Origin of the sequence: Stenotrophomonas sp. SRS1 (genome assembly GCF_026130205.1) — a bacterium.
GTDB lineage: Bacteria > Pseudomonadota > Gammaproteobacteria > Xanthomonadales > Xanthomonadaceae > Stenotrophomonas > Stenotrophomonas rhizophila_B.
Genome location: NZ_JAINFD010000004.1, coordinates 228,975 through 255,448, shown reverse-complemented (window position 1 = coordinate 255,448; position 26,474 = coordinate 228,975). Strand labels below are relative to the sequence as shown.

The following is a 26,474-nucleotide window of genomic DNA, read 5'->3' as shown; positions in this document are numbered from 1 at the left end:
GGTTGAGCACCTCAGGACGCCTGCAACTGCGGCAGGTAGGCACGCAGGCCAGCGGCGAAGTCGGCGATGGCCCCGGCCTGCGGGGCGACCCCGCCCTGCTCCACCTGCTCCAGCAGGGTGCGCGCCCGGGTAGCCAGTGCATCGGCGCCCAGCGTCGCCAGGGCGCCGACCAGACGATGCAGCACATCGATCGTGGCTTGCCTCGCGTCATCGCGTACCGCGGCATCCAGGCGCGCCAGATCCTCTTCCGAGGTGGTGCACAGGCTGTCGATGAGCACGGTGGCGACATGCGCCGATCCGAACCGGCGCACCACCGCTGCACGATCCGGCAGTGCGTCGCCAGCCGCATCGTCGGGATCGGTGACCAGCACGTGCCCGCGCTGATCGCTGCCCGGCAACCAGCACAGCAACGCCTGCCGCAGCAGTGCGAGCGGCACCGGCTTGCCCAGCAGATCGTCCATGCCCGCCTCACGGCACCGCTGCAGGTCATCCTCCAGCGCACTGGCGGTCAATGCCAGAACCGGCAACCGTGGCCTGCCGTGGTCGCGCTCCTGCTCGCGGATGCGCCGCGTCATGGCATACCCGTCCATCACCGGCATGCGGCAATCGGTGATGACCAGGTCGAAGCGGGCGCGGGCCAGCAGCGCCAGTGCCTGCTCGCCGTTCTCGGCCAGCACGTGTGGCAGGCCCAACTGCTGCATGCGCCAGCCCATCAGCGCCTGGTTGGTGGGATGGTCTTCCACGATCAGCACGCGCCGCTGCAGCAGCTCGGCCGGCATCGGCAGCGTGTTGGCCTGCTCTTCGGCGGCGCCGGGCAGTTCTTCCGCTGCGACGGCAGGCAGGCTCAACCGCACCTCCACGCGGGTACCTTCGCCCAGCGCGCTGTGCAGCGTCAGCGAGCCGTGCATCAACGCGACCAGCCGCTGGCAGATGCTCAGGCCCAGCCCGGTGCCACCGTACTGGTGGCTGGTGGCAGCCTCGGCCTGGGCGAACGGCGCGAACAGACGCTCGCGCTGCTCGGTGGAGATACCGATGCCGGTGTCGCGCACGGTCAGGCTCAGCGTCTGCGCGCCGTCTGCATCGGTATCGATCACCGCCAGTGCAACGCTGACCTCACCGCGATGGGTGAACTTGAGGGCATTGCTGAGCAGGTTGAAGGCGATCTGGCGCAGGCGCATGCCATCGGCCAGATGCATCGCCGCTACGTCATCGTCGATGTGCATCCGCAGCGCCAGATCCTTGGCCACGGCCTGCGGCGCAAGCAGCTGCTGCACATTGCCGAGCAGCGCGCGCAGTGCCACCGGATGCGGCTGCAGCGACAACGCGCCAGCTTCGATCTTGGAGTAGTCCAGCAGGTCGTCCAGAATCTGCCGCAGCATCTGCGCCGAGTCTTCGATCACCCCGATGATGCGGCGCTGCTCGGTATCCAGGGTGGTGTGTGACAACACCTCCACCATGCCGAGCACGCCGGACATCGGCGTGCGGATCTCGTGGCTCATCGTGGCCAGGAACTCGGACTTGGCCGCGGTGGCGCGCTCGGCCGCCGCCTTGGCCAACGCCAGCGCATCGGCCTGCGCACGCCCCTCGGTGACATCGACCCAATAGCCGCTCCACAACAGCGCGCCGTCTTCGGCGTCGTAGGGCAGCGCGCGCGAGCGCACCCAGCGCAGCGTGCCACGCGGGCAGGTACGGAACTCCATGTCCAGCGGGGCGAAGTCGCGTGCGGCGCGCTCCAGTGCCTGGCGTACGCCGGCGCGATCGCGTTCGTCGATCCGGTCCATCAACGCGCTCTCGTCGGCCATCGCGTCGGCCGCGCTGAGCCCGAACAGGGCTTCGGTATCGCCAGCGATATACGGGATCGACAGGCGCCCATCGCGCTCGCGCCGCCCCTGGTAAACGATCGCCGGCAGGTTGTCGGTCACCTCGGCCAGGCGCTGCTCGGCACGTCGGCGCATCGCCACTTCACTGCGCAGCCGCCAGTGTCCCCAGCCGTGCACCAGCAGGGCCGTCAGCAGCACCAGCGTCAACGGCACCGCCCAGCGGGCGATCCCGCGCCAATCCAGATCACTGCGGTACTCGGCCGACAGCCAGTCGCTGCGGATCGCTTCGTGCTCACGCGCGCTCATACTGACCAGCATGCGGTCAAAGGTGGTGGCCAGCGGCGCGTACTGCCGTTTGACCGCCAGCGACAACCGATCACTGAAGCCGGCCGGCGCCGCCACGTGCAATTGCGCGGGGTAGCGTTCGCGGACGATCCGGTCGACGATCGCCAGATTCCCGATGTAGGCATCGGCATCGCCATGGGCCAGTCGTGCCAGCGCGAGCTCGGCACTGCGCGCTGGTACGATGCGCGCGTTCGGCGCCTGCTGCAGGATGTAGCCGCGCAGGCGGTCCGGATCGGCAAGCAGGATGCTGCGCCCGTCCAGGTCGCGCACGCCCAGCACCGAAGGGCTGCCGGCGGCAGTGACGATCACGTTCGGCACGGTGATGAAGGGCTGGCTGAAAACCCACTCCTCGCCGAGGTAGGTCGAGTCGTTGGGGATGCCCATGATCGCGTCGACGTCGCCACGCCGCAGTTGTTCGCGCACGTCGAACCAGTCATGCGCCGGGACGCGGGTGAGCTGTGCACCCACGGTGCGCAGCAGGCGCAGGTATTCGGCCGATACGCCGCTGGGCTGATCGTTGCTGTCGATGAAGGCCAGGGGTGCCGCATTCGGCGCGAAGGCAAGCCGCAAAGGCGTGGCGAGCACGCGCTTCTCTGCAATGCCCAGAATCATCTGCGACTGGACCGACCATGCCGGCGTCTGCAGCCACCGCCGCTGCAGCTGCTCGCGATCACCGTCCGCCAGCGCCGCCAGGCCCATGTCCAGTGCTTCGGCCAACGGCTGTTTGGCGTTGGGCACACCGAAATGCAGGCGCTCCGGTGGCAGGTCGCTGGGGCGCAGCAGAGCGACATCGGTCAGCCGCCGCTCGGCAATCAGTGCCGTAGCGACATAGGCATTGCCGATGTACACATCGGCCTCGCCGTTGCCGACCATGGCCAGTGCAGCCATGGTGTTGGCGGCGATCACACGGCGGGCGGCGGGAAAGCGCGCGCGGACCTCATCACTGGTGACGAACTCGCGCTCGGTGACCACGCGCAGTCCGCGCAGGTCCGGATCGGCCGATGCGCGGGTATCGCCGGGGCGGCCGACCAGTGCCAGCGGGGCATTCGCATAGGGCCGGGTATAGACCATGCACCGCGTTCGGTCGGCGGTGAGGGTGATGTTCATCACCACGTCGACTTCGCCGCGGCAGGCGGCATCCAGGACATCGCTCCAGTCGCGGTACATCCGCACCTTCACCTGGACCCCCAGCTGCCGGGCAAGCAGGCTCAGGTAGTCGTAACCCAGGCCGACCGGTTTGCCGTCGCGCATGGATTCGAACGGCGGCCAACCGCTGTCGTACATGCCCAGGATGATGGTAGGGTGCCTGCCAAGCCACTCGCTCTGCCGGGGCGACAAGGTGGGCGGCGGAGCGGCGGATGCCGACACGCTCCATGCCGTTGCGAGCACGAACAGCACCAGCCAGCGGACGACATGGATACGCATGCTGCCTGATCTCCGTAGAATGATATCCCCATCCCGGCACGGCCCGACGGCTGCCTTACAGGCAATACTAGTCCATGACCCTGCGCATTATCATTGCCGATGACCATCCGGTCGTACGGATCGGCACGAAGGCCGTGATCGAATCCAGCGGCATTGGCCAGGTGGTGGCCGAGGCCAGTACCGTGGCCGAGCTGATGGCCGCGCTGTCCGATCACCCCTGCGATGTGCTGGTCACGGACTACTCCATGCCGGGCGGCCAGCAGGCCGATGGCTTTGCGATGATCGCCATGATCCGTCGGCGTTTCCCCGCGTTGCCGGTGCTGATGTTGAGCGTTTCCAACAACCTGGCCATCCTGCGCCTGGTGGTGGCCACCGGGGTGCTGGGTCTGGTCGACAAGACGTCTTCGATGGACGAACTGCCACTGGCGATCCAGACCGTGCATCGCGGAGTGCCCTATGTCAGCCTCACGCTGAAAGAGCGCATTTACGCGATCGGCACGAACAGCGTGGAGGAAGGCGAAGCCAAACCGCTCTCGCCGCGCGAACTGGAAGTGCTGCGTTTGCTGGGCAGTGGCATGACGGTCAAAGAGATCGCCCTCCATCTGCACAAGAGCGTGAGCACCATCAGCCGCCAGAAGGGCGACGCGATGCTGAAGCTCGGTCTCAAGGGCGACGCCGAGCTGTTCGATTACCTGCGCGACGGCGAACGCTGATCGTCGCCGTCCCGCGGACGGCACCTCTACCCGCTTCGATGCACGCGCGATGCACCGCCATCGCGATGGCGATCCGTCGTGCGTGATGTGTTGCGCGCGTACCTAACAGATCGCACACAAAGAGTTCCCTGTAATGCGGCTGCATTTATGTACTGCTCAGTTTGATATTCAGGGCTAATTCGGGTGACTAACGGATAATTCACACCTGTCGCCAGCAGCGATTTCCCCCTCCACTGCTGGCGGACAAAACCAAAAAATAAAAAGGTGTCCCCGAAAATGAAGACTTCCCTGCTTGCTCTGGGTCTGCTCGCTGCACTGCCGTTCGCTGCTTCGGCAACCGACGGTCTGTCGTACAACTATGTTGAAGGCGGCTACGTGAACACCGATGCCAAGGGCGGCGACGCTGATGGCTGGGCGGTGAAGGGCTCGGTCGCCGTGGCGCCGAACTTCCACATCTTCGGTGACTACAACGCGCAGGAAACCAAGCGCGGCAGCAACGATGTGGACCAGTGGAAGGTCGGTGTCGGCTACAACTACGGCATCGCCCCGACCACCGATCTGGTGGCCCGCGTTGCTTACCAGAAGTTCGATCCGAAGCGCGGCCTGGACTTCAACGGTTACTCGACCGAAGTCGGCGTGCGCAGCGCGTTTACCCCGAACTTCGAAGGCTACGTGATGGCCGGTTACGAGGATTACAGCAAGAAGCACGGCATCAATCCGGACGGCGAGTTCTACGGCCGTGTCGGCGCCCAGGCCAAGCTCAACCAGAACTGGGGCCTGGCCGGCGAAGTGAAGCTGGCCAAGGGCGGCGACAAGGAATGGTTCGTCGGTCCGCGCTTCACCTGGTAATACGCGATACGCACCACCGCGGTACGTTGTTGGATGGCGCGGTCTCTCTCCCCTGCGCCATGAAGCCCGGCTCACGCCGGGCTTCACTTATATGCAGCACCTGGCGACGCCCTCGTCGGTACGCCACGAAACAACCCGGCCCTGCGCCGGGTTTTTTCGTTCTGGCGGTGAAAAAAAACCCCGGCGCTTGCCGGGGTTTTTCGTGCCTCACTTGAACAGCGTGTCCGGATACTCCGGCTTCTGCTCGCGTGCCAACAGCGCACGCAATCCTTCTTCCGGCGTCTGCTCACCGTGCAGCACCGCGCGCACGCGGTCGGAGATGGGCAGATCGATCCCATGACGGCGCGCCTGGCGCATCACTTCATCGGCGGTCTGCACCGACTCGACCACCTGGCCGATCTCACGGACCGCATCGGTCAACGTCTGGCCACGGCCCAGGGCCAGCCCCAGGCGCCGGTTGCGCGAGAGATCACCGGTGCAGGTCAGCACCAGATCACCCAGACCGGCCAACCCCATCAGGGTCTCCGGCTTGGCACCGATCGCCGCGGCCAGCCGCAGCATTTCGTTGAGGCCACGGGTGATCAGGCCGGCACGGGCGTTAAGGCCCAGCTGCATGCCATCGGCGACGCCGGTGGCCACGGCCAGCACGTTCTTCATCGCACCGCCGAGCTCGGCACCGACCATGTCATCGCCGGTGTAGGCGCGGAACGCCGGACCGTGCATGGCATCGGCCACCTGCTGGGCGAAGTCCGGCGCGTCACCGTGCACGGTGATCGCGGTCGGCAGGCCCTGGGTGACTTCCTTGGCGAACGACGGACCGGTCACTACCGCCAGCGGCACGTCCGGCCCGAGGACCTCACGCGCCACTTCGTGCAGGAACCGACCGGAGCCGGGTTCGAAGCCCTTGGTCGCCCACGCCACGCCGGCCTCGGCCGGCCGCAGTGGCGCCAGCGCACGCACGGTTTCACCGAAGGCGTGCGAGGGCACCACCACCAGGATCCAGGCAGCGTCCTTGACGGCAGCGGCCAGATCGGTGGTCGCGCGCAGCGACTCGGGCAGCGGAATGCCCGGCAGATAACGGGTGTTCTCGTGGCGCTGGTCGATGGCCTCGACCATCGCCGCATCGCGCCCCCACAACACGGTCGGATGACCGTGCCGCGCGAGCAGGCTCGCCAGGGCGGTGCCCCAGGAGCCGGCGCCGAGAACCGCGATTTTGTCTGCGTGGTTGCTCATCCGTACTGCAGCGCCGATCAGGCGTTGCCGGCCGGCTCGGAATCAGCGAGCGAGGTCTCGCCCTGTTCCTGACGCTGGCGCAGGGTTTCGGCGTACAGGCCTTCGAAGTTGATCGGCTGCAGGAAGAACGGCGGGAAGCCGCCGGCCTGGATCAGCTCGCTCACCAGCGAACGCACGTACGGGAACAGGATGTTCGGGCACTGGGTGCCGAGCAGCACGTCGATCGACTGCGGGTCCAGGCCGACCAGGCCGAACACGCCGGCCTGCTGCACTTCGGCCACATAGGCGGTCTTCTCGCCGGCCTTGCAGGTCAGGGTCACGGCCAGCACGACTTCGAAGGCGCTCTCGCCCAGACGCTGCACGCGCTGGTTCAGGTTGAGCTGCAGTTCCGGCTGCACGGCGTCATTGAAGACGGCCGGAGCGTTCGGCGATTCGAACGAAACGTCCTTGACGTAGATCTTCTCGACGGTGAACGAGGGACCGGTGGCGGCGTCGACCGGCGCGACCGCGCCGTTGGTGTTCTCTTCGGACATTTCCTGTTGCTCCAAAAATGAATGCTGTAAAAACGGATTGTTACATGCCCTGCGATGGGGGCGCTGTGCGCCGCGCACAAGGCGTGCGCTGCAATCCGAGGCGGATCAGTTGCGGCCCTTGACCAGCGGCAACTCGGCCTGCTGCCACGCCGGGATACCACCGTCGAGCACGTTGACCTGGGTGAAACCGGCCTTCTTCAGCGCCTTGGCAGCGGTCTCGGAGGCATTGCCGGTACGGCACACCAGAACGACGGGGCTCTGCTGGGCCTTGGCCACCAGCTTGTGCTCCGGACCGAACTGGCTTGGCTGCACGTTGCGGCTGCCGGCGATATGGCCCTTCTCGAAATCGCTGCTCGAGGACAGATCGACCACGATGGCGCCACCGGCATTCATCAGCTGGGTCAGTTCAGCCGGCTTGAGCGACTTGAAGCCGCGGAACAGTCGGCGGACTTCGGTCACGATGATGGCCACGGTCAGGCCGACCAGGGCCATCGACAACATCGGGTTTCGGCCGGCAAAGGCCAGCAACTCTTCGTAATTCACTAAGATCACGGGTCGATAAGCGGGCGCCGATTGTCGCACATGCGGGCGAATCGGCGTCCAGCCCCGTGCGGGCGGGCCTCAGCGGTCCTGCCAGAGGTCCGGCAGGCCGTTGGCCTGGAGCCAGCGCTTGTCCTCGGCGTCCCAGCGCCAGATCTCCCGCACCCGCACCGTCCGCTCGGACTGGGTGTTGTTGTTGATCACCCGCACCTCGGCCGTGCGCCCCACCCGGCCGTCGGGCATGGGCACGTTGTCGCTGGCGCGATAGCTGGAGATTTTCACCTGCTCAAAGCGGCGCAGCTCCAGATCGCTCAGCGGGTGAACCTTGGTGTACTCCGGATCCAGGTACGGCAAAGCGTCCTCGACGGTGCCCCAGCGCATCGTGGCGTCGTACTTGATCTGGGTTTCCTCCAGCGCCTTGCGCTGCTTCCTGGTGGTCTTCTGCTCGGCGGCGAGCGCGGTCACGCTGGTCAGCGCGAACAAGGCGATCAGCAGGATCTGGAGCGTACGGCGCATGCGAATTCCCCAATAGGCAAGGCGCCCATCCTACCGCCTGGCGAAGGCCACGAAGCGCCCGCTCAGCTCTGCGGCGGCCTTGTCGCCTTCGCCAGGCTGGCGGGCGGTGAGGCTGATGCGGGCCTTGCCGCGCTGGGCGAAGGTGGCCAGGAAGCTGTCCCAATCGACCTCCGCGTCGGCCTGGGCCTGCGCATCCAGGTCGCCATAGACCGGGGCCAGGTAGCGGATGTGGCTGTCGGCCACGTAGACATCCGCATCGAACCCGGCCAGACGCAGGCGCAGGGTCACCAGCGCCCAACCGGACAGGGTCAGCGCCGAGGCGAGGCTGCCGCCGAACGCATTGCCCTTGTCGTTGACGTTGGCCGCCAGCGGGGCGCGAATATGCAGGACGCCGTCGCGATAGTCGTGGACCCGGATCTGCATGGCCGCCACCGGCGGCATGGTATCCAGGACATGCTGCAGCGCGGACAACTGCGCCGGCAGGGAATCGGTTGCGGACATCTGGCTGATCACGTCACATCGAAGGGCTCGCATAATGCCCGCAATGAACACCGAAACGAAAGTCGCGCCCTGGACCCTGATCTCGCTGCGCCCGCGTGGCCAGCATGCGCCTGTGCGACGTGCGGCCAAGGGCACCGGCGCCAGCGTCATCGCGCTGTCACCGTGGGCGCTGCAGGCGCGCAGGGATGCGGCCACCTGCGCCGACCTCGCCGCTGCGCTGGCGGCCGAGCGGGTCGTCTTCAGCAGCCCGGCCGCCGTCCATGCCGCAGCGCGGCTTGCCCCCCTGGATGGCCCGCACGGCGGCCAGTGGCTGGCGGTCGGCGCAGGGACGGCCGCCGCCCTGGCGCGGCAGGGCGCCCGTGATGTGCTCGCCCCGGGGCGGATGGACAGCGAAGGGTTGCTGGCGCTGCCTGCGCTGGCGGACCTGCGCGGCCTGCGAGCCGGGCTGGTGACGGCCCCAGGCGGGCGTGGGGTGATCGCCACCACCCTCCAGCAGCGCGGCGCCCAGCTGCTGCGGGCCAACGTGTATGTGCGCCAGCCCCTGCCGTTGGCACCGCGCACGCTGCAACGGCTGCGGCAGGCATCTGCCCCCTGGGCACTGGCAGTGAGCAGTGGCGAGGCCTTGTCACTGGTGCTGGAGCAGCTCCCCCCGGACCTGCAGGCCCGCCTGCGCACGGCAGCCGTGGCGGCCGCCAGCGACCGGTTGGTAGCGCAGGCACAGGCGGCCGGCTTCCTCAACGTGTTCCTGGCCGCCGGCCCGCTGCCGGCGCAGCTGGTTGGCGCTGCACACGCCGCGCTCATGCACCCCGCATCTTCCTGAACAGGGAAGGGCTGCGGCCTTGCAGGGGGCTCGGGCGTCAGGCGATGCTGTGCGCCACGTCGCTCGCCAGCCAAGCGGACTGCCCGGCGCGCGCGACAAGGATGCCTGTATGAACGACCCTGTTTCGCCCCCCTCTTCGAGCCGCCCCCTGCGCTGGATCGTGCTGATCGCGGCGCTGGCCGTATTGGTCGGGGCCGGTGCCTGGGGCTGGATGCAATGGCAATCGCGACAGACGCAGGAGCGCCTTCGCGCCGAGAACAGTCAACTGCAGATGCAGGGCCTGCTGGACAGCGTCGAGGCACTGCGCCGCGACCAGCGTTCGACCTCCCAGCGCGTGCAGGATGCGGCCGCGACCAACCGCGTGCTGCGCGATGAAATGCTGGGCCTGAGTCAACGCAATGCGCTGCTGGAAGAGAATCTGGCCAAGCTCGCCGACAGCACCCGCCACGGCGCCCAGGCGCTGCAGCTGGAAGAGGCCGAGCTGCTGCTGAGCCAGGCCGGGCAGCGCCTGGCGTATGCCGATGACGTCGAGGGGGCCAAGCGCCTGTACGCGTTGGCGGCGACCTCGCTGGACGACGTGCAGGGCAGTGAGTATCTGAACCTGCGGCAGGCGCTGATGCAGGAGCGCAACGCCGTGGATGCACTCGGCCCGGGCGCACGCGCCCAGGCACAGGCCGCGCTGGCGCAGTTCGCCGCGGCCCTGACCGGCCTGCCAGAGCAGATTGACGCACCGGTCGACGCCACGGCCGTGACGCCGTGGTGGCACCAGGTGCTGGCCCCGTTCGTGACCATCACTCCCACCCGCCTGCAGGGCCCCTTGACCGAGGCCGAGCGTGTGGCCGCCTGGGATTCGCTGCAGCTGGAGCTGACCCTGGCGCGCGCCGCCGTGGAGCGCGGCGACCAGGCCGGTTACGCCCAGGCGCTGGACCGTGTGGCGCTGTGGCTGCCGCGGCTGTGGCCGGATTCACCTGCTCTGCGCGAGCGTCGTGCTGAACTGCATCAACTACGCGCCCGTGAGCTGCGTCCATCGTTGCCCGAACTGGGCAGCACCCTGCAGCAACTGCGCACGATGCGTACTGGGAGTTAATCGATGAAGCCGTTTCAATCTCTAGTGGTCCTGCTGCTGGCCGTCGCCCTGGGCGTGATCGCCTCGCAATGGCTCGGTACCGAGCAGCTGCGCCAGTTTGGTGAAGTGATCTACCGCTATGGCGGCACCGACTACCGCTCCACCGTGCCCCAGGTCGCGCTGATGGTGCTGGTCGGCCTGCTGGTGCTGTGGTTGCTGTGGAGCCTGCTGGCCTCGCCGTTCCGCGCCTGGGGCCGCTACCGCCGCAAGCAGGGCCGCGCCCGCCTCACCGAAGGCCTGCAGGCACACGAACACGGCCACTGGCAGCGTGCGGAAAAGCTGCTGACCAGCGCTGCTGAAGACAAGGAAGTGAGCGCGGTTGCCATGGTGACTGCGGTCCGCAGTGCGCAGGCGCGCGATGACGATGCGGCGGTCAATCAGTATTTGCAGCGCCTGGCCACCGAAGATGCCACCAGCCATGCCCTGCTGCTGGCCGAACGCCTGCTGGCCCAGGAACGCCCGGTCGATGCGATCAACGTGCTGGACGTTGCCGCGATCCAGCCGCTGCCGCCGCGCGGCCTCTGGCTGCGTACCGAAGCGCTGGCGCGTGCCGATCGCGCGCATGAGGCCTATGGCCAGCTGGGCGCGCTGCGTAAGCAGAAAGTGCTGCCCGATGCCGCCGTGGCCGAGCTGGAAATCCGCCTGGCCGCGCAGTCGCTGCTGGAAGCCGGTGACGTCAACGCGCTGGCCGCCCAGTGGGAAGCCACCCCGAAAGCCCTGCGCAGCGATCCGGATGTCGTCTCCGCCTATGCACTGCGTGCGGTTGCACTGGACTGGGACGAACCGGCCCTGCTCAACCTCGAACAGGCGCTGGACACGCGCTGGGACGAATCGGTGGTGACGCTTTACGGCCAGATGCCGGTCGAAAAGCTGGCCACGCGCCAGGCCAACCTGCAGCGCTGGTTGACCACGCAGCCTTCCAGCCCCGCATTGCTGCTGGCGTTGGGCCGCATTGCCGCGCGTCAGCGTCAGCACACTCTGGCCGAGGATTACCTGCACCGCGCGATCGCCGCCGGTGCCGGCCCGGCCGCATGGGAAGCGTTGGGCGAGGTGTTCCTGGATCGCGGCGAGACCGCGCTGGCCTCGCAGTGCTTCGCCAATGCCCTGCGCCAGCAGCGTGGTGATGACAGCGTGGCGCTGGCCCGGGCCTCTACCACGACGCCACTGGACCCGATCGTGCCCGAACGCGCCACCGTCGAGGAGCAATCGCTGATGGGCGAACCGGCCCCGGTGCAGGATCGCCTGCATGTGGAGCAAGGACGCGTGCTCGCCGAGGAAGATCGCCTGCACGTGGAGCGCGACGAGTTCGGCAATCCGCGTCTGCCGTAAAGGGCAGCAGGTACCAGGTAGTGCCGGCCGCTGGCCGGCAATGCGGGGTCCCGGAGAGGGTTTGAGGAGCCGGCCAGCGGCCGGCACTACCAGAGCGGGATGGTGTACACCTCCGCCAGATACAAAAAAGAAGGCCGCCCTTGGGCGGCCTTCTTCGTTCAATGCAGCGCAGGCGATCAGCGCTCGACGATCGCCACCACGCCCATGCCGCCGGCGGTGCAGATCGAGACCAGCGCGCGGCCACCGCCGCGTTCGGCCAGCTGCTTGGCCGCCGTGGCGATCACGCGGGCGCCGGTGGCGGCGAACGGATGGCCAGTGGCCAGCGAGGACCCCAGCGGATTGATCTTGGCCGGGTCGATCCTGCCCAGCGGCGCATCCAGGCCGAGGCGATTGCGGCAGTAATCTTCACTTTCCCACGCGCGGAGCGTGCACAGCACCTGGGCGGCGAACGCTTCATGGATCTCGTAGATGTCGAAATCCTGCAGGGTCAGGCCGTTGCGCTTGAGCATCTCCGGCACGGCGATGGTCGGTGCCATCAGCAGGCCTTCGCCGTGCACGAAATCAACGGCCGCCACCTGCGAATCACGCAGGTACGCCAGCGGCTCGTGGCCATGCGCACGCGCCCATTCTTCGCTGGCCAGCAGCACTGCCGAGGCGCCATCGGTGAGCGGAGTGGAGTTGGCAGCGGTCAGCGTGCCGCGGCCGGAGACCTTGTCGAAGGCCGGCTTGAGCGTGGCCAGCTTTTCCAGCGAGGTATCGGCGCGCAGGATGTTGTCGCGCTCCACGCCGCGGAACGGCGCGATCAGATCGGTGAAGAATCCGCGCTCATAGGCGGCGGCCAGCTTCTTGTGCGAGGACACCGCCCACTCGTCCTGCGAGTCGCGGGAGATGTTCCACTCCTTGGCCATGTCTTCGCAGTGGTCGCCCATGCTCTTGCCGGTACGCGGCTCGGCCACGCCCGGGAATTCCGGCTTGAGTTCGCTCAGCTTGAAGCCGCGGGTCAGTGCCTTGAGCTTGTCGCCGGTGCTCTTGGCCCGGTTGGCCGCGAGCAGGCGTGCACGCAGCTTCTTGCCGTACACGATCGGCACATCGGAGGTGGTATCCGAGCCGCCGCCGATGCCCGAGTCGATCTGGCCCAGCGCGATCTTGTTGGCCACCGCGATGATCGTGTCCAGCGAGGTGCCGCAGGCGCGCTGCATGGTGATGCCCGGGGTCAGCGGGGAAAGGCCCGAGGACAGCGTGGCTTCGCGGCCGAGGTTCCAGTCGCTGGAGTGCTTGATCACCGCGCCCATCGCCACTTCGCCCAACTGCTGGCCGTGCAGGCCGAAGCGTTCGACCAGCGCACCGAGTGTGCGCACCGACATACCGAGGTTGCCGACGTCCGAATAAGCCGTGTTCTGGCGACAGAACGGAATGCGGACGCCGCCGAGGATGGCGACGGGACGGGCGTTGGGCATGGAGATACCTGGCATGGGAGGGGTGTCTGCAACATGGCCTGCACGAAGGAGCAGGCATAATGGTCCCAAGTGTAGCTGCCGCCCTGTGATGGGCCAACCGTGAAACCATGAGCAAACCCGACCACGGCATGAATGCCATTGGCGTACTGGCATTGGAACTGGCCGGCGGCGACGCCCCGCGCCATGCCGCGCTGTCCTCCGAACAGGCTGGTGAACTGGCCGAGCGCGTCGGCCGCGATCTGGCCAAGCTGGTGCCCGGCGTCAGCGGGCTGGACTTCGTGTTCGCCGGCGCCCATTTCGATCCGGCTGAAATCCTGCGCCCGGGCTGGCCGGTGCACCGGCGCCTGGAAGAACTGCAGATGCGCGCCCCGGGCCGCAACCAGGGCCCGCGCGTGCTGGCCTTCGGTGCCGGCGCCGACGGCGATGTCCCGCTGCCGTTCCAGGCCGATGCCAGCCTGACCGGCGGCGGCCTGCGGGTCGTCCCGTTCCTGCTGACCGGCACCGAAGTCGTCCAGACCCAGGCCGTGGCCGAAGCGCTGGAAGAGGTGCTGCTGGCCCAGGGCATGGCGCAGGCCGATACTGCGCTGCAGGCGCAGAATGCCTTCGGCGCACAGATCGAGCACGCCCGCTATTTCACGGTGAATGATCTCGCCGCGATGATGTCGATGCAGTACGACAACCAGGGCCTGGCGATTCTTTGGCCGCTGATCGAAACCGCGCTGATGGCACCGCACGTGGAAGAGTGGCTGGATGCCGCGCCGGAGCCGCTGCTTCGATACGCTGATGGCGAAGTGCGTATGGCGCTGTTCGACCCCGCCGGCTGGTGTGCGTACTACAACCACGGCACCGGCGACTGCGATCGCCTGCAGGGCATCTACGATCAGTACCTGATCCGCCAGCGGCAGATGGCCGCCGTGCTGGAAGCGCACGGCCTGCCGGTGCTGTTCGTGCATTGCGAGGCCGGACAGGACGCGCGCGCGCTGCTGGCGCGCTAAGGCATTAACGGGGACGGAGGTAGTTAAGTCTGCGGCTTAACTACCTCCGTCCCCGTTGTCTATATTTCATGGAAGACACATGCAGACGAACGCTTACACACTCAACGCTGCATCCCGCATCGCTCTAGCGTGCATCCTGTTGCTCTTCGCCGCCGCGACCGCCCGCAGCCGCGAGATACAGCACAACGAAGCTGACAGCGAGCCGATGGAATACACCACGGTCGCTGCCTTTGTGGAAGGCCTGCCCATGCGCAAGGACGTGGAGGCCATGCGCGGGCTGCCACTGGAGCCAGGCATGCTCGCCTACCAGACAACCGCGGCGGCCGTGATCGAAGATCCCGCCTTTTCCGCCAGAACCTGGCTGATCTTCACCCCACCGCATCCGATGGCACCGTCCGTTGCCCGGTTGCGCACGTATCTGCCGGAGCATGAACTCCACCGTCGCCGCCAGGCATGGGCCACCTTGTGCGAAAGCACCACCGAAGGCTGCGCCCGGATGAATGCCTATCTGAGACGCGTTCTGGGAGGCGTCAAGAGGGACGGAGGTAGTTAAAAAAACGCCGGCTTTCGCCGGCGTTTTTTCGTCAAACACGGCCCGGATTACGGGGCCGCTTTGATCACCGCGCACGCCAGGCGTGCACCGGCATTGCCGGTCGGCTGGGTCTTGTAGTCATCCGCGTCGGCATGGACGATCAGGCCGCGGCCGATGATGTCGAAGCCATCGCCCTTGCCGATGTTGACGTTGGTCGAGACCGGGGCGTCGACCACGGCGTTGCCCTGGGCATCAGCCTTGATGTTGGGCATGTCGCCGCCGTGATGCGGTTCGCTGGCCACGTTGCCGTGGTCCTGCTGGCCCGGATTGAAGTGGCCGCCAGCGCTGGCGCCGTCCGGCGCACTGCAGTCGCCCTTCTCATGAATGTGGAAGCCGTGCTCGCTGTTCGGCTTGAGGCCGCTGACCTGGCCTTTTACGTGGACCTTGCCGTCAACGACGCTGAAGGTCACGTTGCCCTTGACGTCGTTGCCCTGGGTGGCAGCGAGATCGGCAATGGCAGTGTGGTTGGCATGGGCTTCGCTGGTCATTGCCGGCGGAGCCTCAGGGGTCGTTTCAGCCGTCGGCTGGGACGCCGTGGCTTCGGCAGCCGGAGTGGCTTCCGGGGTGGTGTCGGCCGGCTTGTTGCAGGCGGTCAGGCCGAGCGCGGCGATGGCAGCGAACAGGGTGGTGTGGATCAGGCGCATGTGGATCTCCTTGCGGGTAGCGTTGGAAGAAACGACGTCGAAGGAGGGCGCGATCAGCGCACGACCCGGATGACGCCGCAGGCAATTCGGGCGCCGGCGTTGCCGGCCGGCTGGCTGCGGTAATCGTCGGCGTTGGCGTGCACGATCAGGGCACGTCCGGCGATATCGGTGGCTGCGCCGCCGCCAAGGGTAACCGCTGGCAGGCGGATGTCGACGTTGACGCGGCCCTGCGCATCGGCGCGCAGGTTGTCCATGTCACCGACGTGATGCGTACCGGCACTGTTGCGGCCATGCGGCTGGCCGGCAGGATTGAAATGCGCACCGGCGCTGCTGGCATCGACCGCACTGCAGTCGCCGCGCTCATGCACATGGAACCCGGCCACCTGCAGCGGCTGCAGGCCACCGATGACACCGGTGATGTGCACGCCACGGGCGTCCGGCACCAGCGCCAGGCGTCCACTGACCAGACTGGCCGAGGCCGGCGACAGATTGGATTCGGCCATCTGCGCGGTGCTGACCACCGGTACGACGGGGGCGACGGGGCGCGGCGGCGGTGTGGTGCCGCAGGCGGCCAGACCGACCGCGATCACCGCAGCGAGGACGACTTGGGAACTGCGCATGGGAAGACTCCTTGGTTGCAAACTAACCGTGTGCTCGTCCACGGGCCATGAAAGCGGCCCGGACATCGCGCACACGCGGTGTGGACATGCGGTTCATCCGCCGCGACGGCGGCCGGCGCCGAGCTTGCGGGTGAGGGTGTTGCGGCCCATGCCCAGCCGCGCGGCGGCCTCGGCACGGCGGCCATGGGTGATCTGCAGGGCCGCTTCGAGCAGCGCCTGGTCGACCCGGTCGCGCACCTGCGCGTGCAGGCCTTCAGCCCCTTCGGCCAGACGCTGGCGCGCCCACGCCGAAAGCAGCGTTTCCCACTGCCCCGGATCACCGGCACTGCGCGAGCGCGGTGCGCCGGCACCGCGATGCAGTGCGCTGTCCACATCGGCCACGCCGATGCTGTCGGCCGCCGCCAGCGCGGCCATTCGCCAGCAGACGTTCTCCAGCTCACGTACGTTGCCGGGCCAATCGTGTTCGCGCAGCGCCTGCAGTGCTGCTGCGGTCAGGCGCTTGGGCGGTGTATCGAGTTTGTGCGCGGCCGCAACAAGGAAGGTTTCGGCCAGCTGCGCGACATCGTCACGACGCTCACGCAGCGGCGGCAGGCGCAGTCGCACCACGTCCAGCCGGTGCAGCAGATCGGCGCGGAAACGCCCCTGCGCGACCAGCGTTTCCAGATCCTGATGGGTCGCAGCGATCACGCGCACATCCACGCGGATCAGCTCACGCCCGCCCACGCGGAAGAACTCGCCCTCGGCCAGCACGCGCAGCAGACGCGTCTGCAGCGGCAATGGCATGTCGCCGATTTCATCCAGGAACAGCGTGCCGCCGTTGGCCTGTTCGAAGCGGCCGATATGGCGACGCTGCGCGCCGGTGAACGCACCCGCCTCATGGCCGAACAACTCACTCTCCAGCAGTTCGGACGGAATCGCCGCGGTATTGAGCGCGACGAACGGCCCCTGCACGCGCGGCGACTCGTGGTGCAGCGCATGCGCGACCAGCTCCTTGCCGGTGCCGGTCTCGCCATTGATCAGCACCGACAGTGGCGCCTGCGCCAAGCGGCCGATCGCGCGGAACAACGCGCGCATCGCCGGGGTATCGCCGACCAGCTGCGGACGCTGATCGGGCGGGGTCGTGCTGGCGGTCTCGCTCGGCTCGGCCAAGGTGACATCCGGGGCCGGCAGGACGCGCTGCGCCAAGGCGACCGCATCGTCCAGATCGAATGGCTTGGACAGGAACTCCTGTGCACCGCCGCGGAAGGCACCGGCCGTGCTCGCCACATCGGTATAGGCCGACATCACGATCACCGGCAACTGCGGATGCGCCGCCTTCAGCTTGTCCAGCAGGACCAGACCATCATCACCAGGCATGCGGACATCGGTGAACAGCAGATCCGGCGGCGGCTGCTCGGCCAGCATCGCCAACGCGGCCGCCGCACCGTCGAAGCCTTCGACACGGTAGCCGGCCTCGCGCAGCGCGGTGCACAGCACGAAGCGCACCGCGCGGTCATCGTCGACCACCCAGACGCGCTGGGCGGTGGTGTCGACCTGGTCAGCCATGGGCGGCAGTGTCCTCGGCGGGGGTGCCCTGCCCGATCGGCAGCAGCACGGTGAATACGGTATGGCCCGGGCGCGATCGGTAGGTCAGCGTGCCGCGGTGCTCGCGCGCGACCTGCTGGGCCAGCGCCAGGCCCAGCCCGGTGCCTTCGGCGCGCCCACTGACCAGCGGCAGGAACAGATGCTCGGCCAGGTCTTCGGGCACGCCACGGCCGTCATCGGCGATTTCCAGCCGCAGCGCCAGCGGATGCAGTTGATCGGTGATGCGCACGCCGTGCTCCACGCGCGTGCGCAGGGTAACGGTACCCGCACCGGCTTGGATCGCATTGCGGACCAGGTTCCACACCGCCTGGGTGAGGCGGTCGGCATCGCCATCGAACTCGGGAATGCTGGGGTCGTAATCGCGCTGGATGCGGACCGCCCAGCCGCCCTCGCTCTCCGCCAGGCGCAGGACACGCTCCAACGAGGCGTGGATGTTGAGCGGCGCATGCGGCGCGGCCGGTGCGGGCGACAGCAGCTGCTCGAGCAGACCGTTCAGGCGTTCGATTTCCGAGCCGATCAGTTCGATCAGCTCACGCTCGTCCGGATCGCGCTGTGCGTTGCGGCGTGCCAGCAGCTGGGCCGCGCCCTTCAATCCCGCCAGCGGGTTGCGCAGCTCATGCGCCAGGCCCTTGAGCGCGGCACTGAGCGCGCTGGGCAGCGCCTGGGTGGGGTCCAACCCCGGGAATTCATCGACCGGATGCGCCTCCAGCAGCCAGCCGCCCTCGTCCCAGCGGCTCAGCCACCCCTCGGCAAAGCGCGGTGCATCGCCCGGCAGCGCCAAGGCCAGCCGGTGCAGGCGCAGGGTGTCACGCTCATCGCGGGCCAGGAAGTGGGCCAAGGCGTCGCCCTGGGCCTCCAGCGAGGCCAGCGGCTGGCCCAGCAGGCGGCGTACGCTCACGCCCAGCCAGCGGGCGAAGGCAGGATTGCAGCCCACCACACGGCCGCTGGCGTCGGCCCAGGCGACCGGAGTGCCGAGGGCGTCGAGGGCGGGGGGCAGGAGCACGGTGGTCATTGCACCAATGTAGTGCAAAACGGCAGGCGTGTTGATCTTGTGCTGCGCGCAGCCGAGAGCTGGCAAACGCGCGGGCAGCGTGCACCCGCCGTCAGTTGGCGGGGTCTGGCGCCTTCGGCAACGCCACACCCTTCGGCCACAGCATCCAGATCGTGCCCTTCTGCTTCATGTGCCCGGCCAGCTCACCGGCGGCATCGCCAGTGCCCCAGAACAGGTCCGCGCGCACTTCGCCGGTGATGGCACCGCCGGTGTCCTGCGCGGCGACCGGGCGCACCAGCGCGGTACCGTCCGGCCGCGTGGTGGACAGCCACAGCAGGCTGCCCAGTGGCACGACGTTGCGGTCCACCGCGACGCTGTAGCCGGCGGTCAGCGGCACGTTCAATGAGCCGCGCGGGCCGTCATCGCTGTCCGGGCCACGGGTGAAGAACACATAGCTGGGGTTGCTGGCCAGCAGCTCGGGCACGCGTGCGGGATGGGCATCGGCCCAGGCGCGGATGGCGGCCATGCTCACGTCGGCCTGCTTCAACTCACCCTGCTCCACCAGCCAGCGGCCGATCGGGCGGTAGGGATGGCCATTCTGGTCGGCGTAGGCGATCCGCAGTTGACGACCATCGGCCAGCTGGACGCGACCGGATCCCTGGATCTGCAGGAACTGCAGGTCCATCGGGCTGGTCAGCCAGGCCAATACGGGGGCTTTGACGCCGTTCGCGGCGATCCGCGCGGCATCGTCATACGGCTTGAGCACGCGCCCCTCCACGCGGCCGCGCAGGCGCTTGCCCTTGAGTTCGGGGTAAAGGCTGTCGAGCTGGACGCTGACCATGTCGTCGGGCACGCCGTACACCGGTACCGATGCCTTCGCGGTGCGGGTGAGGCTGCCGGCATAGATCGGCTCGTAGTAGCCGGTGATCAGGCCGTCGGCGCGGTTGTTGGCGGCGCGCAATGCGTAGACATCCAGATTCGCCTGCAGGAACTGGCGGACGGCGGACGGCGTAGTGGCGATGTTGGCCGCCGCTGCGCAGGTGGGCGCCCAGGTGGCGTCGCTTTTCAGGCGCGGGCAGGCGCCGCGCCAAGCCGCGAAGCCGGCTTGCAGATCGCTGTCGCTCACGGCGGGGAGCGCTTTCCAATTAGCCTTGGCGTAGGTACCGGGGGTGGTAGACGGCGGTGCATCGGGCTTGGGCGTGCTGACGCTGCAGGCGGCGAGCAGGGCCAGGCCCAGAAGGGTCAAGGCGAGGTGCTTGAATGCGGCGGTGATGCGCTTGGCCTTCATGGGTGCTCGTTTGTGCGGTGTAAGCGTTTGATTGTAAGTGGCTGCTGCCCACGCAGCGGATCAACAGTCCGCGCTGGCCGTCCGCTCTACCGCTGCAGGAGCAGCGAATGCAGGATGCGGGCGTCTTCGAGGTCGAGATCAGGCGGCAGGTCGTCACGGCCACGGAAGCGGCGATGGAAGGCGCCGGCTGCGGCGGCGCGGTCGTCCAGCGGGTAGCCGAAGGCCTGCAGGGCCAACCACGGGTCGAAGCCTTCCGGCGCAGCACCATCGCTGGCGCGCGGCCATACCCCGAAACCCGCCTCGGCCAACTGCTGCCAAGGGAAGTAGCGGCTAGGGTCCTGCTTGCGGACCGGTGCCAGGTCCGCATGGGCGATGATCTGCGTGCGCGGGATGTTTAGGCGCGTGCACAGATCGTCCAGCAGGCGGATCAACGCGGCAATCTGGTCAGCAGCAAACGGACTGTCGCCGTCGTTGTCGATCTCGATGCCGATCGAAGCAGAGTTGAGGTCAGTGATGGTGCCCCAGCGGCCACCGCCGGCATGCCAGGCACGGCGGCTATCGGCGACCAGTTGGTAGATGTGGCCATCCGCGCCCACCAGATAATGTGCGCTGACTTTGCCACCGCTGTTGGCGGTGCGCAGAGTGTGCAGGCTCTGCTGGACGTTGTCCTGGTCGGTGTGGTGCAACACGATGATGACCGGGTTGCGACTGTTGTAGTTCGGCGAAGGCACCCAGGTTGCAAGCGGGCTGCGCACATCGGTGCTGGCGCAGGCGGCGAGCAGAAAGGTGGCAAGCAGCACGAACGGGAGGCGGAATCTGGGCATGGCCTGATTGTGCGTCATTCGGCCTTGCCCTGCGTAGAGCCACGCAGGGCGAAGCCTACCTGCGCTCCCGGGTTATGGTTCCAGCTCTCGCACGACTGCAGCCCGCGAGCACGTTGCGGGAGGGCAGTCCGCTGACAAAGCCTATAACGCACTGACCCGATGCAGTGTCTTCGACGCTACGGGTGCGACCTCCCCATCACAGGCTCTGCCTATAGCTTGAACTCCTTGCTCAGAACCTCAACTCCGTCGAGCAACACCGTGCAGCGCTTGGCATCGGCGGCAGGCATGAGCTGGCCGAGCAACGGATTGAGCGAGGCATAGAATGTCTTGCTGCAGGCAGCGTCCTTTTCAAACGGTAGGGAATGGCCCTCTGCGTCAAACGTGATACGGCACTCAGACACCAAGCTCTCAGGCAGGACTGCGATTGGCGCGCCCTTCATCGTGGCCATGTCCATCACGGTGACCATTTCGTTGCAACCACCACCCACGACCTGCCCCTCGTACCGGCCCTCGAACACCACATCCTCGTAGTCGGTACCACTGAACACGGGCTTTCCATTGATGCTGGCAGTCACACTATTGGGTTTGAACATCCCCGCCGACACGATGCACACCTCAGCCCTGGCGGGGGTACCCTCCATATCCGGTGTTTCCGACTGGCATTCAGCAAACGCCACCGAAGCTCCAGACAGCGAAAGGATCACGATGGCGATTGAGGCGTAGGTGCCTTGTTTCATAGAAAATCCTTCATTCATCGGAGACAACAGGGCCGAAGCTCTGGAACAATCGACGCTTCGGACGTTCACGCAACATCCTTGGTAGTGATCACCATTGGTACCCGTAAGCCCAAGCCGCATTACCCACGGCGAGAGCCAGGAATAGGCAACCACCTGATAGGGCGGCGCCTGGCGACCGAAGAAATTCCACACGTTCAATCAAGCGCTTCTGTGCCTCGCTCAACGCGTCGCGCTTCAGGCCAGCCCAGAGCATGAACATGTAGATCGATAGCACTACAAATACGATTGAATGCAACCACGCTGGAAGAACCGTTCCATTCATTACCAGACAGCTCCAAAGTTGAAAAATCAGCACGCGCTCGCGGAGCTGGACCCACTGACCAGAGAGCGGCCTGCGAGCGCGGAAGTTTAGACGAAAGAACCATGAGCACCGGCGACCAGACCGAGCAGGATTGCCGCGGCTATCCGTCTGGGCGCCCAATCGTCCAGACGCTACCGAACGTCCCACCCAGCAAGGCGCTGAAGATCCCCCCTTCGCGAAAGCCCCGCCACCTCAGCGCAAGCATTGCTGCTCTTTCTCTTGTCCTGCCGATGCGCCTGACCGACTTCCAGCAGGATGTCGCTTCCGGAGTCCAGGCCCAGTGTGGTGGATGCCGTCAGGGCGCCCTGGACCACGTGGATGTCGACACGTAGACGGTGCAGACAGATGCTGTTTAATTACGTGCCGGAATTCCCGCTGGCTACATGACAGAGAAGACGCGGAACGACGCTACTGTTCAATCCCCTCTCGTTCCATGAGATGCATCAGTTCATCACCAAGTGCGCTTCCAACGTCCATTGTTACGCCAATTCTCGTTTGATAAGAACTCCTACCCAATGTTGCGAACGACTCGCGCAGACAGGAGAAAAGAACGTTCAGCTCATCCTTGGTCAAATGCAGTTCAATCCTTTCGTCGCCAAGGTTTTTCAGGTCCATCCTTTACCCCCTCATACTCGCTCGGCGTGGCGCGGAAAGCGATCTTTACGTAACGCATCATCTGACCACGCCAGTTCTACAAGAGAGCGAGTCAAGCATTTCTCGCTCTTTTCTGTTCCGCGTACTCCTTTAGATACTCCTCCAATGGTCTATCTGTGCCAAGAACCACAAGCTCTCCAGAATCCCTATCAATCAAGAAGGGGCCATTACCGGCCAACTGTGCAGAGAAGTCCCCGGTGTCCAAGAATTCCTTCGACTGATAGAAAAAGTACCAACCCTCCTGGAACTCACCCTCAAGCGAGATCTGGACCAGAATGTCAGACTGCCTCAAGTACTCCACGGCTTGCGATAAAGCCCGGCTGTATGTGATCACAATTCACCTCACTTACTCTGTTTTTGGAAGATGTAGAGCTTTGAATTCTCTCGCATCAGCAGCCTTCTCTGGCTCATGCCTCTCATGACTTCGTCATAAGCCATTCCGATCTTCTTCCGCGCATTCGCAGCGATATCCCCAGCAACCTGGTCGCTGGTGGCCATCACCGTGCCCATCACATTCGCCATCGCCTGCTGATTGGCCAGCTGCAGCTCGGCATTGGGCATCGCCTCAATCGCGCGGTGCGCGGTGGCGGCATCGGTGTTCACGCCCAACTCGGCGGCAGTCACCTTCTTGCCGCCGATCACGATGTTGCCCTCGGTCAGCGTGGCGCAGGTGGTACTGCTGTCGCCGCCCGACTCGTGCATCGGCACGCCGCCACCGAAGTTCGGCGTGGCACCATCCGTGGTGGGCTTCCAATTCTCTGCCCGCCCGCCATAGCCACCGCTGATGCTGCCCGAGCTGCTGCTGTGCTGCATCTGGTTCTGCAGGTCGCTGAAGGTCAGCGTCTGCGCGGTCAGTTCGCTGTTGGTGGCGTTGGTGCTGGCAATCGCACCGCCCACCAGGTTCACGTGACCGGCATCGACGTGGTACCCACCGTCACCGGCGAACAGGCCCGACTGCTGCCCCACGCCCTGATAGCTGCCGTTGGATTTGCCCGCGCTTCTGCCAGGTGGTGCTGTTCGCGTTGGACTTGCTGCTGCCCACGCTGGCTTCTGCGTACACGTATGCGCCGGTCTTTGCGCCTGGCGCCACACCCATGCCCTGCACCACGTGGATGTCACCGCTGGTGCTGGTCAGGTTGAGGTTCCCACCTGCCTGAGGGGTAAAGTCCTGTGAGACCACGCTGCTGCGGTCGGCGCACTGCTGTTGGCGGTCTTGAAGCCGATACGGCTTCGGCATTGAACATTGAGTCGTCAGAATGAGTCACCATTCATATCCAGACGGCGATAGACAACGGCGGCGGAACCTAGCCAACTATAAAGCTATCTCGGCATCAACGAGAAAGCTGATTAATACACAGGGCACCTTCGACCAGAACGCAGCGCCCACCATTACTCCAAAGCTCAAAGTACCCGGATAGATCAATATCAAGGTTAATTAGCGGACTAGCCATATACCACGCAATGCAATAATCCGCCGAAAGACCGTAGAATGCCTCAAGCAACGCAGAGACAATTTCCGAATCTGAAACTAGATTCTCCAATACGGAATCAGAGATAAGATCGAAGGACCAGACATTCGGATTTTCTTTCCACAGGGCAACCTTCAGAACTTCGTCGCCAACTAATTCAACGGATGCATGACGGCAAACCTCTGCAATCTCCTCATCACCAAATATAGTTGAGGAAGGCTCTATTTCGCTCAACCAGCGCCGCCCTATTTTTAGCAAAGACTGCTTGTCTTCCACCACTTTAGGAAGCAGGTTAGTGGGGAGATTCCCATTGGATAGTACCGTTCTTGCGATCTCCAAGAGCGCGCCGGAATGCGGAAGATAGCTAAATATCACCGACAACTCCTCGATGCTATTGTGACTTTTCAGTAATCCCATAAAATGAGATTTATCGAGGAAGATATCACCGCGAAAGTAGGTACGCCAGTTTTATAAAAGAATTGTCACCTGCTACTTTTCCTTTCCCCCTCAGCCACTTCATGATAACGCCCTGCCATCGCCCCAAGCACCTTGGTATAACAGGGATATTCAAACTCATACGTTGCAGAACTCTTGCCTGACAGCCTCAATAATCGAAGCCAGTTCCCAGCGCTCAATCCACACTTCGGAGACGTCTGGCCAGGAGCCGGAATTTTCAAGCATAGAACCCTCTGACCGGTGTACGTCAGCAGCGAGAATGCGGACTCGCGGCCCGTCGGCTACGGCGAATGCATAGCATCCTCCTTCCTCTAGATTGTAAGTTGACGCCTGATAAGTGTAGTCACTTATAAAATCGTCAGGAACGTCGTCTTCATCCATCACATACCCTGGGCGCATGGTTCTCAAAATTTCATAAAATGCTTGTGGTGCTGGCATTCCTGATATCAACTGATTCTCTGGCAGATCATGAAGAGCGTTCCCCTCTCCCAAGCAACAAATATCTGCACTTAAAGTAGCCACCCGCACGGTCGGGGGGAATATCTTCTGATCAACAACAAAATGAAATATTCCGTTCGAATATCCACCTTCCGATGTCCACTGCGGGAGCGCCTCTATAATCATCGCAAACCTATTCGGATCACCAAAAACTGTCATTTCCAGCCTTTCCCTTTAATTCCAAATGCACGCTTTACTTCTGACGGAATATCATTCTTCTTCAGAGGAGCTGATTTATCACTCGTGCTTCCCGCCCAATGCCACGTACCGTCATTTGCGTTGGTAAACTGATGTACTTCACCATTTGAATCAAGTGCATATCTTTTTCGTCCGTTTTCCACCGAGGAGCCGAACAAATCCATGGAGTTTCCGGGTTCCGTCCCTGCATTGTAGTTGTAGCCACGCTCGCCAGGGCTATGCTTGCCATTTGATTGATAAATGAGGCCATTGGATGCAGTTGTCGGCTCAGGAACAGGCATAGAAGTGCCCCTTCCTGGCGTGGGAGCCTTGGCATTGCCACCCTTAATTCCCCAACCAGTGCCGACTGCACCAACACCCTTATCCGCGGCGCGCTTCAGCAGCGCAAGATACGCCGCCGATTCCTCCTTGGCGGTCATGACGGATGCTTGGTCAAACGCACCTTGGATCTCAATCCCTGGATAGGGGGAGGTAACGATCCCAGTCAGGAGGTTCCACTGCGCAATGATGCCGGACCGCATGGCCTCTGCATCGCGCACGGTCTTATCCATGAGCCAGCCATCGAAACCCTTACTTACGATTCCTGACAGATTCAACGCACCCGAAACCAGCATGTCGTTCGTGAGCTGTCTCCATCCGTAAGCGAAGTCTGCGCCAGGAGTCCTGCTCCGCACCCGGTCGTCTACTGGGATCCCTGGGTGCTGCTGCCAGTAGATATCCATGCGAGCTGACCACTCGTCCTTGTAATCCTGCTCAGACATTGAGGGATACTGTTGCATGCTCAGCTTTACTTCTTTCCCATAGGCGAGCAGTTCACGATCTCGTTCCGCGTTCAACTCGTCATATGCACTCGTCACGCCGTCCTTGCACGCCTGTACATTTCCTCCGGCGGCATCGCATGCGGCTCGCTCGTGTTCCATCAGAGCTATCTCCGGCTTACTCAACCAGTTGTTTTCCACCGAATTTTTAGCAAGGGTGGCACCCAATGCAGCGCTGCTGATGCCGTCGCCAGCCAATCCTCCGGCTAACGCCCCCACCGCCTGCGACAACGCCACGATGTTCTGCCTCTCCTCATCATTCAGTTTGGAGATCTCGCCGCCGTACAGGTGATCGGTGAGGAACTTTGCCGCCAGCTCACCGCCTGCCGCTGCGCCCGCACCGCCGGCAGCGTTGCCACCATTGGCCTCAGCCAGCAGCGCACCCAACAGTGAATGAGAGAGCAGCTGCAGTGCAGCGTTCGGATCACTGCCATGGTTCGTATCGAACTTGTCACCGATCAGGTTCGCCGCATACGGCGCCAGAGCGTTGGCCACCACTTGACCGCCGCCCTGCCCGGAGGCAGCACCCACCAGCAGC

General features: G+C 65.0%; 27 protein-coding genes. 8 read left to right on the top strand and 19 right to left on the bottom strand.

Annotated features, from left to right (window positions below; genetic code table 11):
• Window positions 1-11: 11 nt before the first annotated feature.
• A complete protein-coding gene (locus K4043_RS16175; protein WP_265309929.1) occupies window positions 12-3,590 on the bottom strand; it encodes a transporter substrate-binding domain-containing protein in 3,579 nt (1,192 codons plus the stop codon).
• 74 nt (window positions 3,591-3,664) lie between these two features.
• On the opposite strand from K4043_RS16175, the gene K4043_RS16170 reads away from it, so the two are divergent.
• Window positions 3,665-4,303 (top strand): response regulator transcription factor, encoded by a 639-nt coding sequence (locus K4043_RS16170; protein ID WP_265309928.1) that lies wholly within the window; start codon window positions 3,665-3,667, stop codon window positions 4,301-4,303.
• Window positions 4,304-4,579: 276 nt separating this feature from the next.
• Entirely contained in the window at window positions 4,580-5,152 is a 573-nt protein-coding gene (locus K4043_RS16165) for an Ax21 family protein (RefSeq protein WP_123731060.1), read from the top strand.
• Between the two features lie 207 nt (window positions 5,153-5,359).
• Here K4043_RS16165 and K4043_RS16160 read toward each other — a convergent pair whose 3' ends face one another.
• The 5 genes from K4043_RS16160 to K4043_RS16140 form a co-directional block, all read right to left on the bottom strand.
• Window positions 5,360-6,385 carry an NAD(P)H-dependent glycerol-3-phosphate dehydrogenase gene (locus K4043_RS16160; RefSeq protein WP_123731059.1) on the bottom strand — a complete coding sequence of 342 codons (1,026 nt, stop codon included), beginning with the start codon at window positions 6,383-6,385 and terminating at the stop codon, window positions 5,360-5,362.
• Between the two features lie 17 nt (window positions 6,386-6,402).
• Window positions 6,403-6,918 (bottom strand): protein-export chaperone SecB, encoded by a 516-nt coding sequence (secB, locus tag K4043_RS16155; RefSeq protein ID WP_019184891.1) that lies wholly within the window; start codon window positions 6,916-6,918, stop codon window positions 6,403-6,405.
• A 105-nt stretch (window positions 6,919-7,023) separates the two neighbouring features.
• Window positions 7,024-7,461: a rhodanese-like domain-containing protein gene (locus tag K4043_RS16150; RefSeq protein WP_088434820.1), complete on the bottom strand. Its 438-nt coding sequence runs from the start codon at window positions 7,459-7,461 to the stop codon at window positions 7,024-7,026.
• Window positions 7,462-7,539: 78 nt separating this feature from the next.
• On the bottom strand, window positions 7,540-7,974 hold the full coding sequence (locus K4043_RS16145; RefSeq protein ID WP_123731058.1) for a hypothetical protein: 435 nt from the start codon (window positions 7,972-7,974) through the stop codon (window positions 7,540-7,542).
• Between the two features lie 30 nt (window positions 7,975-8,004).
• Window positions 8,005-8,475: a YiiD C-terminal domain-containing protein gene (locus K4043_RS16140; protein WP_123731206.1), complete on the bottom strand. Its 471-nt coding sequence runs from the start codon at window positions 8,473-8,475 to the stop codon at window positions 8,005-8,007.
• A 43-nt stretch (window positions 8,476-8,518) separates the two neighbouring features.
• Between K4043_RS16140 and K4043_RS16135 the strand changes: the two genes are divergently transcribed.
• From K4043_RS16135 to K4043_RS16125, 3 genes are all read left to right on the top strand, one after another.
• Window positions 8,519-9,295: a uroporphyrinogen-III synthase gene (locus K4043_RS16135; protein ID WP_265309927.1), complete on the top strand. Its 777-nt coding sequence runs from the start codon at window positions 8,519-8,521 to the stop codon at window positions 9,293-9,295.
• Between the two features lie 109 nt (window positions 9,296-9,404).
• Window positions 9,405-10,382 carry a uroporphyrinogen-III C-methyltransferase gene (locus K4043_RS16130; protein WP_265309926.1) on the top strand — a complete coding sequence of 326 codons (978 nt, stop codon included), beginning with the start codon at window positions 9,405-9,407 and terminating at the stop codon, window positions 10,380-10,382.
• Between the two features lie 3 nt (window positions 10,383-10,385).
• On the top strand, window positions 10,386-11,750 hold the full coding sequence (locus K4043_RS16125; RefSeq protein WP_123731055.1) for a heme biosynthesis HemY N-terminal domain-containing protein: 1,365 nt from the start codon (window positions 10,386-10,388) through the stop codon (window positions 11,748-11,750).
• Between the two features lie 176 nt (window positions 11,751-11,926).
• Here the strand turns inward: K4043_RS16125 and K4043_RS16120 are convergent, their stop codons facing one another.
• Window positions 11,927-13,222: an acetyl-CoA C-acetyltransferase gene (locus K4043_RS16120; protein WP_123731054.1), complete on the bottom strand. Its 1,296-nt coding sequence runs from the start codon at window positions 13,220-13,222 to the stop codon at window positions 11,927-11,929.
• A 92-nt stretch (window positions 13,223-13,314) separates the two neighbouring features.
• On the opposite strand from K4043_RS16120, the gene K4043_RS16115 reads away from it, so the two are divergent.
• Window positions 13,315-14,202, top strand: a complete 888-nt coding sequence (locus K4043_RS16115) for a hypothetical protein (RefSeq protein ID WP_123731053.1) — start codon at window positions 13,315-13,317, stop codon at window positions 14,200-14,202.
• Window positions 14,203-14,281: 79 nt separating this feature from the next.
• Window positions 14,282-14,755, top strand: a complete 474-nt coding sequence (locus K4043_RS16110; RefSeq protein ID WP_123731052.1) for a hypothetical protein — start codon at window positions 14,282-14,284, stop codon at window positions 14,753-14,755.
• A gap of 47 nt (window positions 14,756-14,802) precedes the next feature.
• Here the strand turns inward: K4043_RS16110 and K4043_RS16105 are convergent, their stop codons facing one another.
• From K4043_RS16105 to K4043_RS16075, 7 genes are all read right to left on the bottom strand, one after another.
• Complete coding sequence (locus K4043_RS16105; RefSeq protein ID WP_123731051.1) at window positions 14,803-15,438, bottom strand: superoxide dismutase family protein; 636 nt, start codon at window positions 15,436-15,438, stop codon at window positions 14,803-14,805.
• Between the two features lie 53 nt (window positions 15,439-15,491).
• Entirely contained in the window at window positions 15,492-16,058 is a 567-nt protein-coding gene (locus K4043_RS16100; RefSeq protein WP_265309925.1) for a superoxide dismutase family protein, read from the bottom strand.
• A 93-nt stretch (window positions 16,059-16,151) separates the two neighbouring features.
• Complete coding sequence (gene ntrC, locus K4043_RS16095; protein WP_123731049.1) at window positions 16,152-17,603, bottom strand: nitrogen regulation protein NR(I); 1,452 nt, start codon at window positions 17,601-17,603, stop codon at window positions 16,152-16,154.
• Window positions 17,596-18,654: an ATP-binding protein gene (locus tag K4043_RS16090; protein ID WP_265309924.1), complete on the bottom strand. Its 1,059-nt coding sequence runs from the start codon at window positions 18,652-18,654 to the stop codon at window positions 17,596-17,598. The genes ntrC and K4043_RS16090 overlap by 8 nt, the downstream gene beginning before the upstream one ends.
• Window positions 18,655-18,745: 91 nt before the next feature.
• Window positions 18,746-19,921 (bottom strand): MltA domain-containing protein, encoded by a 1,176-nt coding sequence (locus K4043_RS16085; protein ID WP_265309923.1) that lies wholly within the window; start codon window positions 19,919-19,921, stop codon window positions 18,746-18,748.
• A gap of 86 nt (window positions 19,922-20,007) precedes the next feature.
• Window positions 20,008-20,745 carry an N-acetylmuramoyl-L-alanine amidase gene (locus tag K4043_RS16080; RefSeq protein WP_265309922.1) on the bottom strand — a complete coding sequence of 246 codons (738 nt, stop codon included), beginning with the start codon at window positions 20,743-20,745 and terminating at the stop codon, window positions 20,008-20,010.
• A 209-nt stretch (window positions 20,746-20,954) separates the two neighbouring features.
• The gene (locus K4043_RS16075) at window positions 20,955-21,680 is read right to left on the bottom strand and encodes a hypothetical protein (protein WP_265309921.1); all 726 of its coding nucleotides are present in this window, start codon (window positions 21,678-21,680) and stop codon (window positions 20,955-20,957) included.
• Between the two features lie 225 nt (window positions 21,681-21,905).
• On the opposite strand from K4043_RS16075, the gene K4043_RS16070 reads away from it, so the two are divergent.
• The gene (locus K4043_RS16070; RefSeq protein WP_265309920.1) at window positions 21,906-22,175 is read left to right on the top strand and encodes a hypothetical protein; all 270 of its coding nucleotides are present in this window, start codon (window positions 21,906-21,908) and stop codon (window positions 22,173-22,175) included.
• 76 nt (window positions 22,176-22,251) lie between these two features.
• On the opposite strand, the gene K4043_RS16065 is transcribed toward K4043_RS16070, so the two are convergent.
• The 5 genes from K4043_RS16065 to K4043_RS16045 all read right to left on the bottom strand — a co-directional run bounded on the left by K4043_RS16065 (window position 22,252) and on the right by K4043_RS16045 (window position 26,467).
• Entirely contained in the window at window positions 22,252-22,458 is a 207-nt protein-coding gene (locus tag K4043_RS16065; protein WP_179460560.1) for a hypothetical protein, read from the bottom strand.
• A gap of 381 nt (window positions 22,459-22,839) precedes the next feature.
• Window positions 22,840-23,403, bottom strand: a complete 564-nt coding sequence (locus K4043_RS16060; RefSeq protein ID WP_265309919.1) for a hypothetical protein — start codon at window positions 23,401-23,403, stop codon at window positions 22,840-22,842.
• Window positions 23,404-23,828: 425 nt separating this feature from the next.
• Window positions 23,829-24,341 (bottom strand): hypothetical protein, encoded by a 513-nt coding sequence (locus tag K4043_RS16055; protein ID WP_265309918.1) that lies wholly within the window; start codon window positions 24,339-24,341, stop codon window positions 23,829-23,831.
• A gap of 198 nt (window positions 24,342-24,539) precedes the next feature.
• A complete protein-coding gene (locus K4043_RS16050; RefSeq protein ID WP_265309917.1) occupies window positions 24,540-25,079 on the bottom strand; it encodes an immunity 42 family protein in 540 nt (179 codons plus the stop codon).
• Entirely contained in the window at window positions 25,076-26,467 is a 1,392-nt protein-coding gene (locus tag K4043_RS16045) for a VENN motif pre-toxin domain-containing protein (protein ID WP_265309916.1), read from the bottom strand. Before K4043_RS16045 ends, K4043_RS16050 begins: the two co-directional genes overlap by 4 nt.
• Window positions 26,468-26,474: the final 7 nt, after the last annotated feature.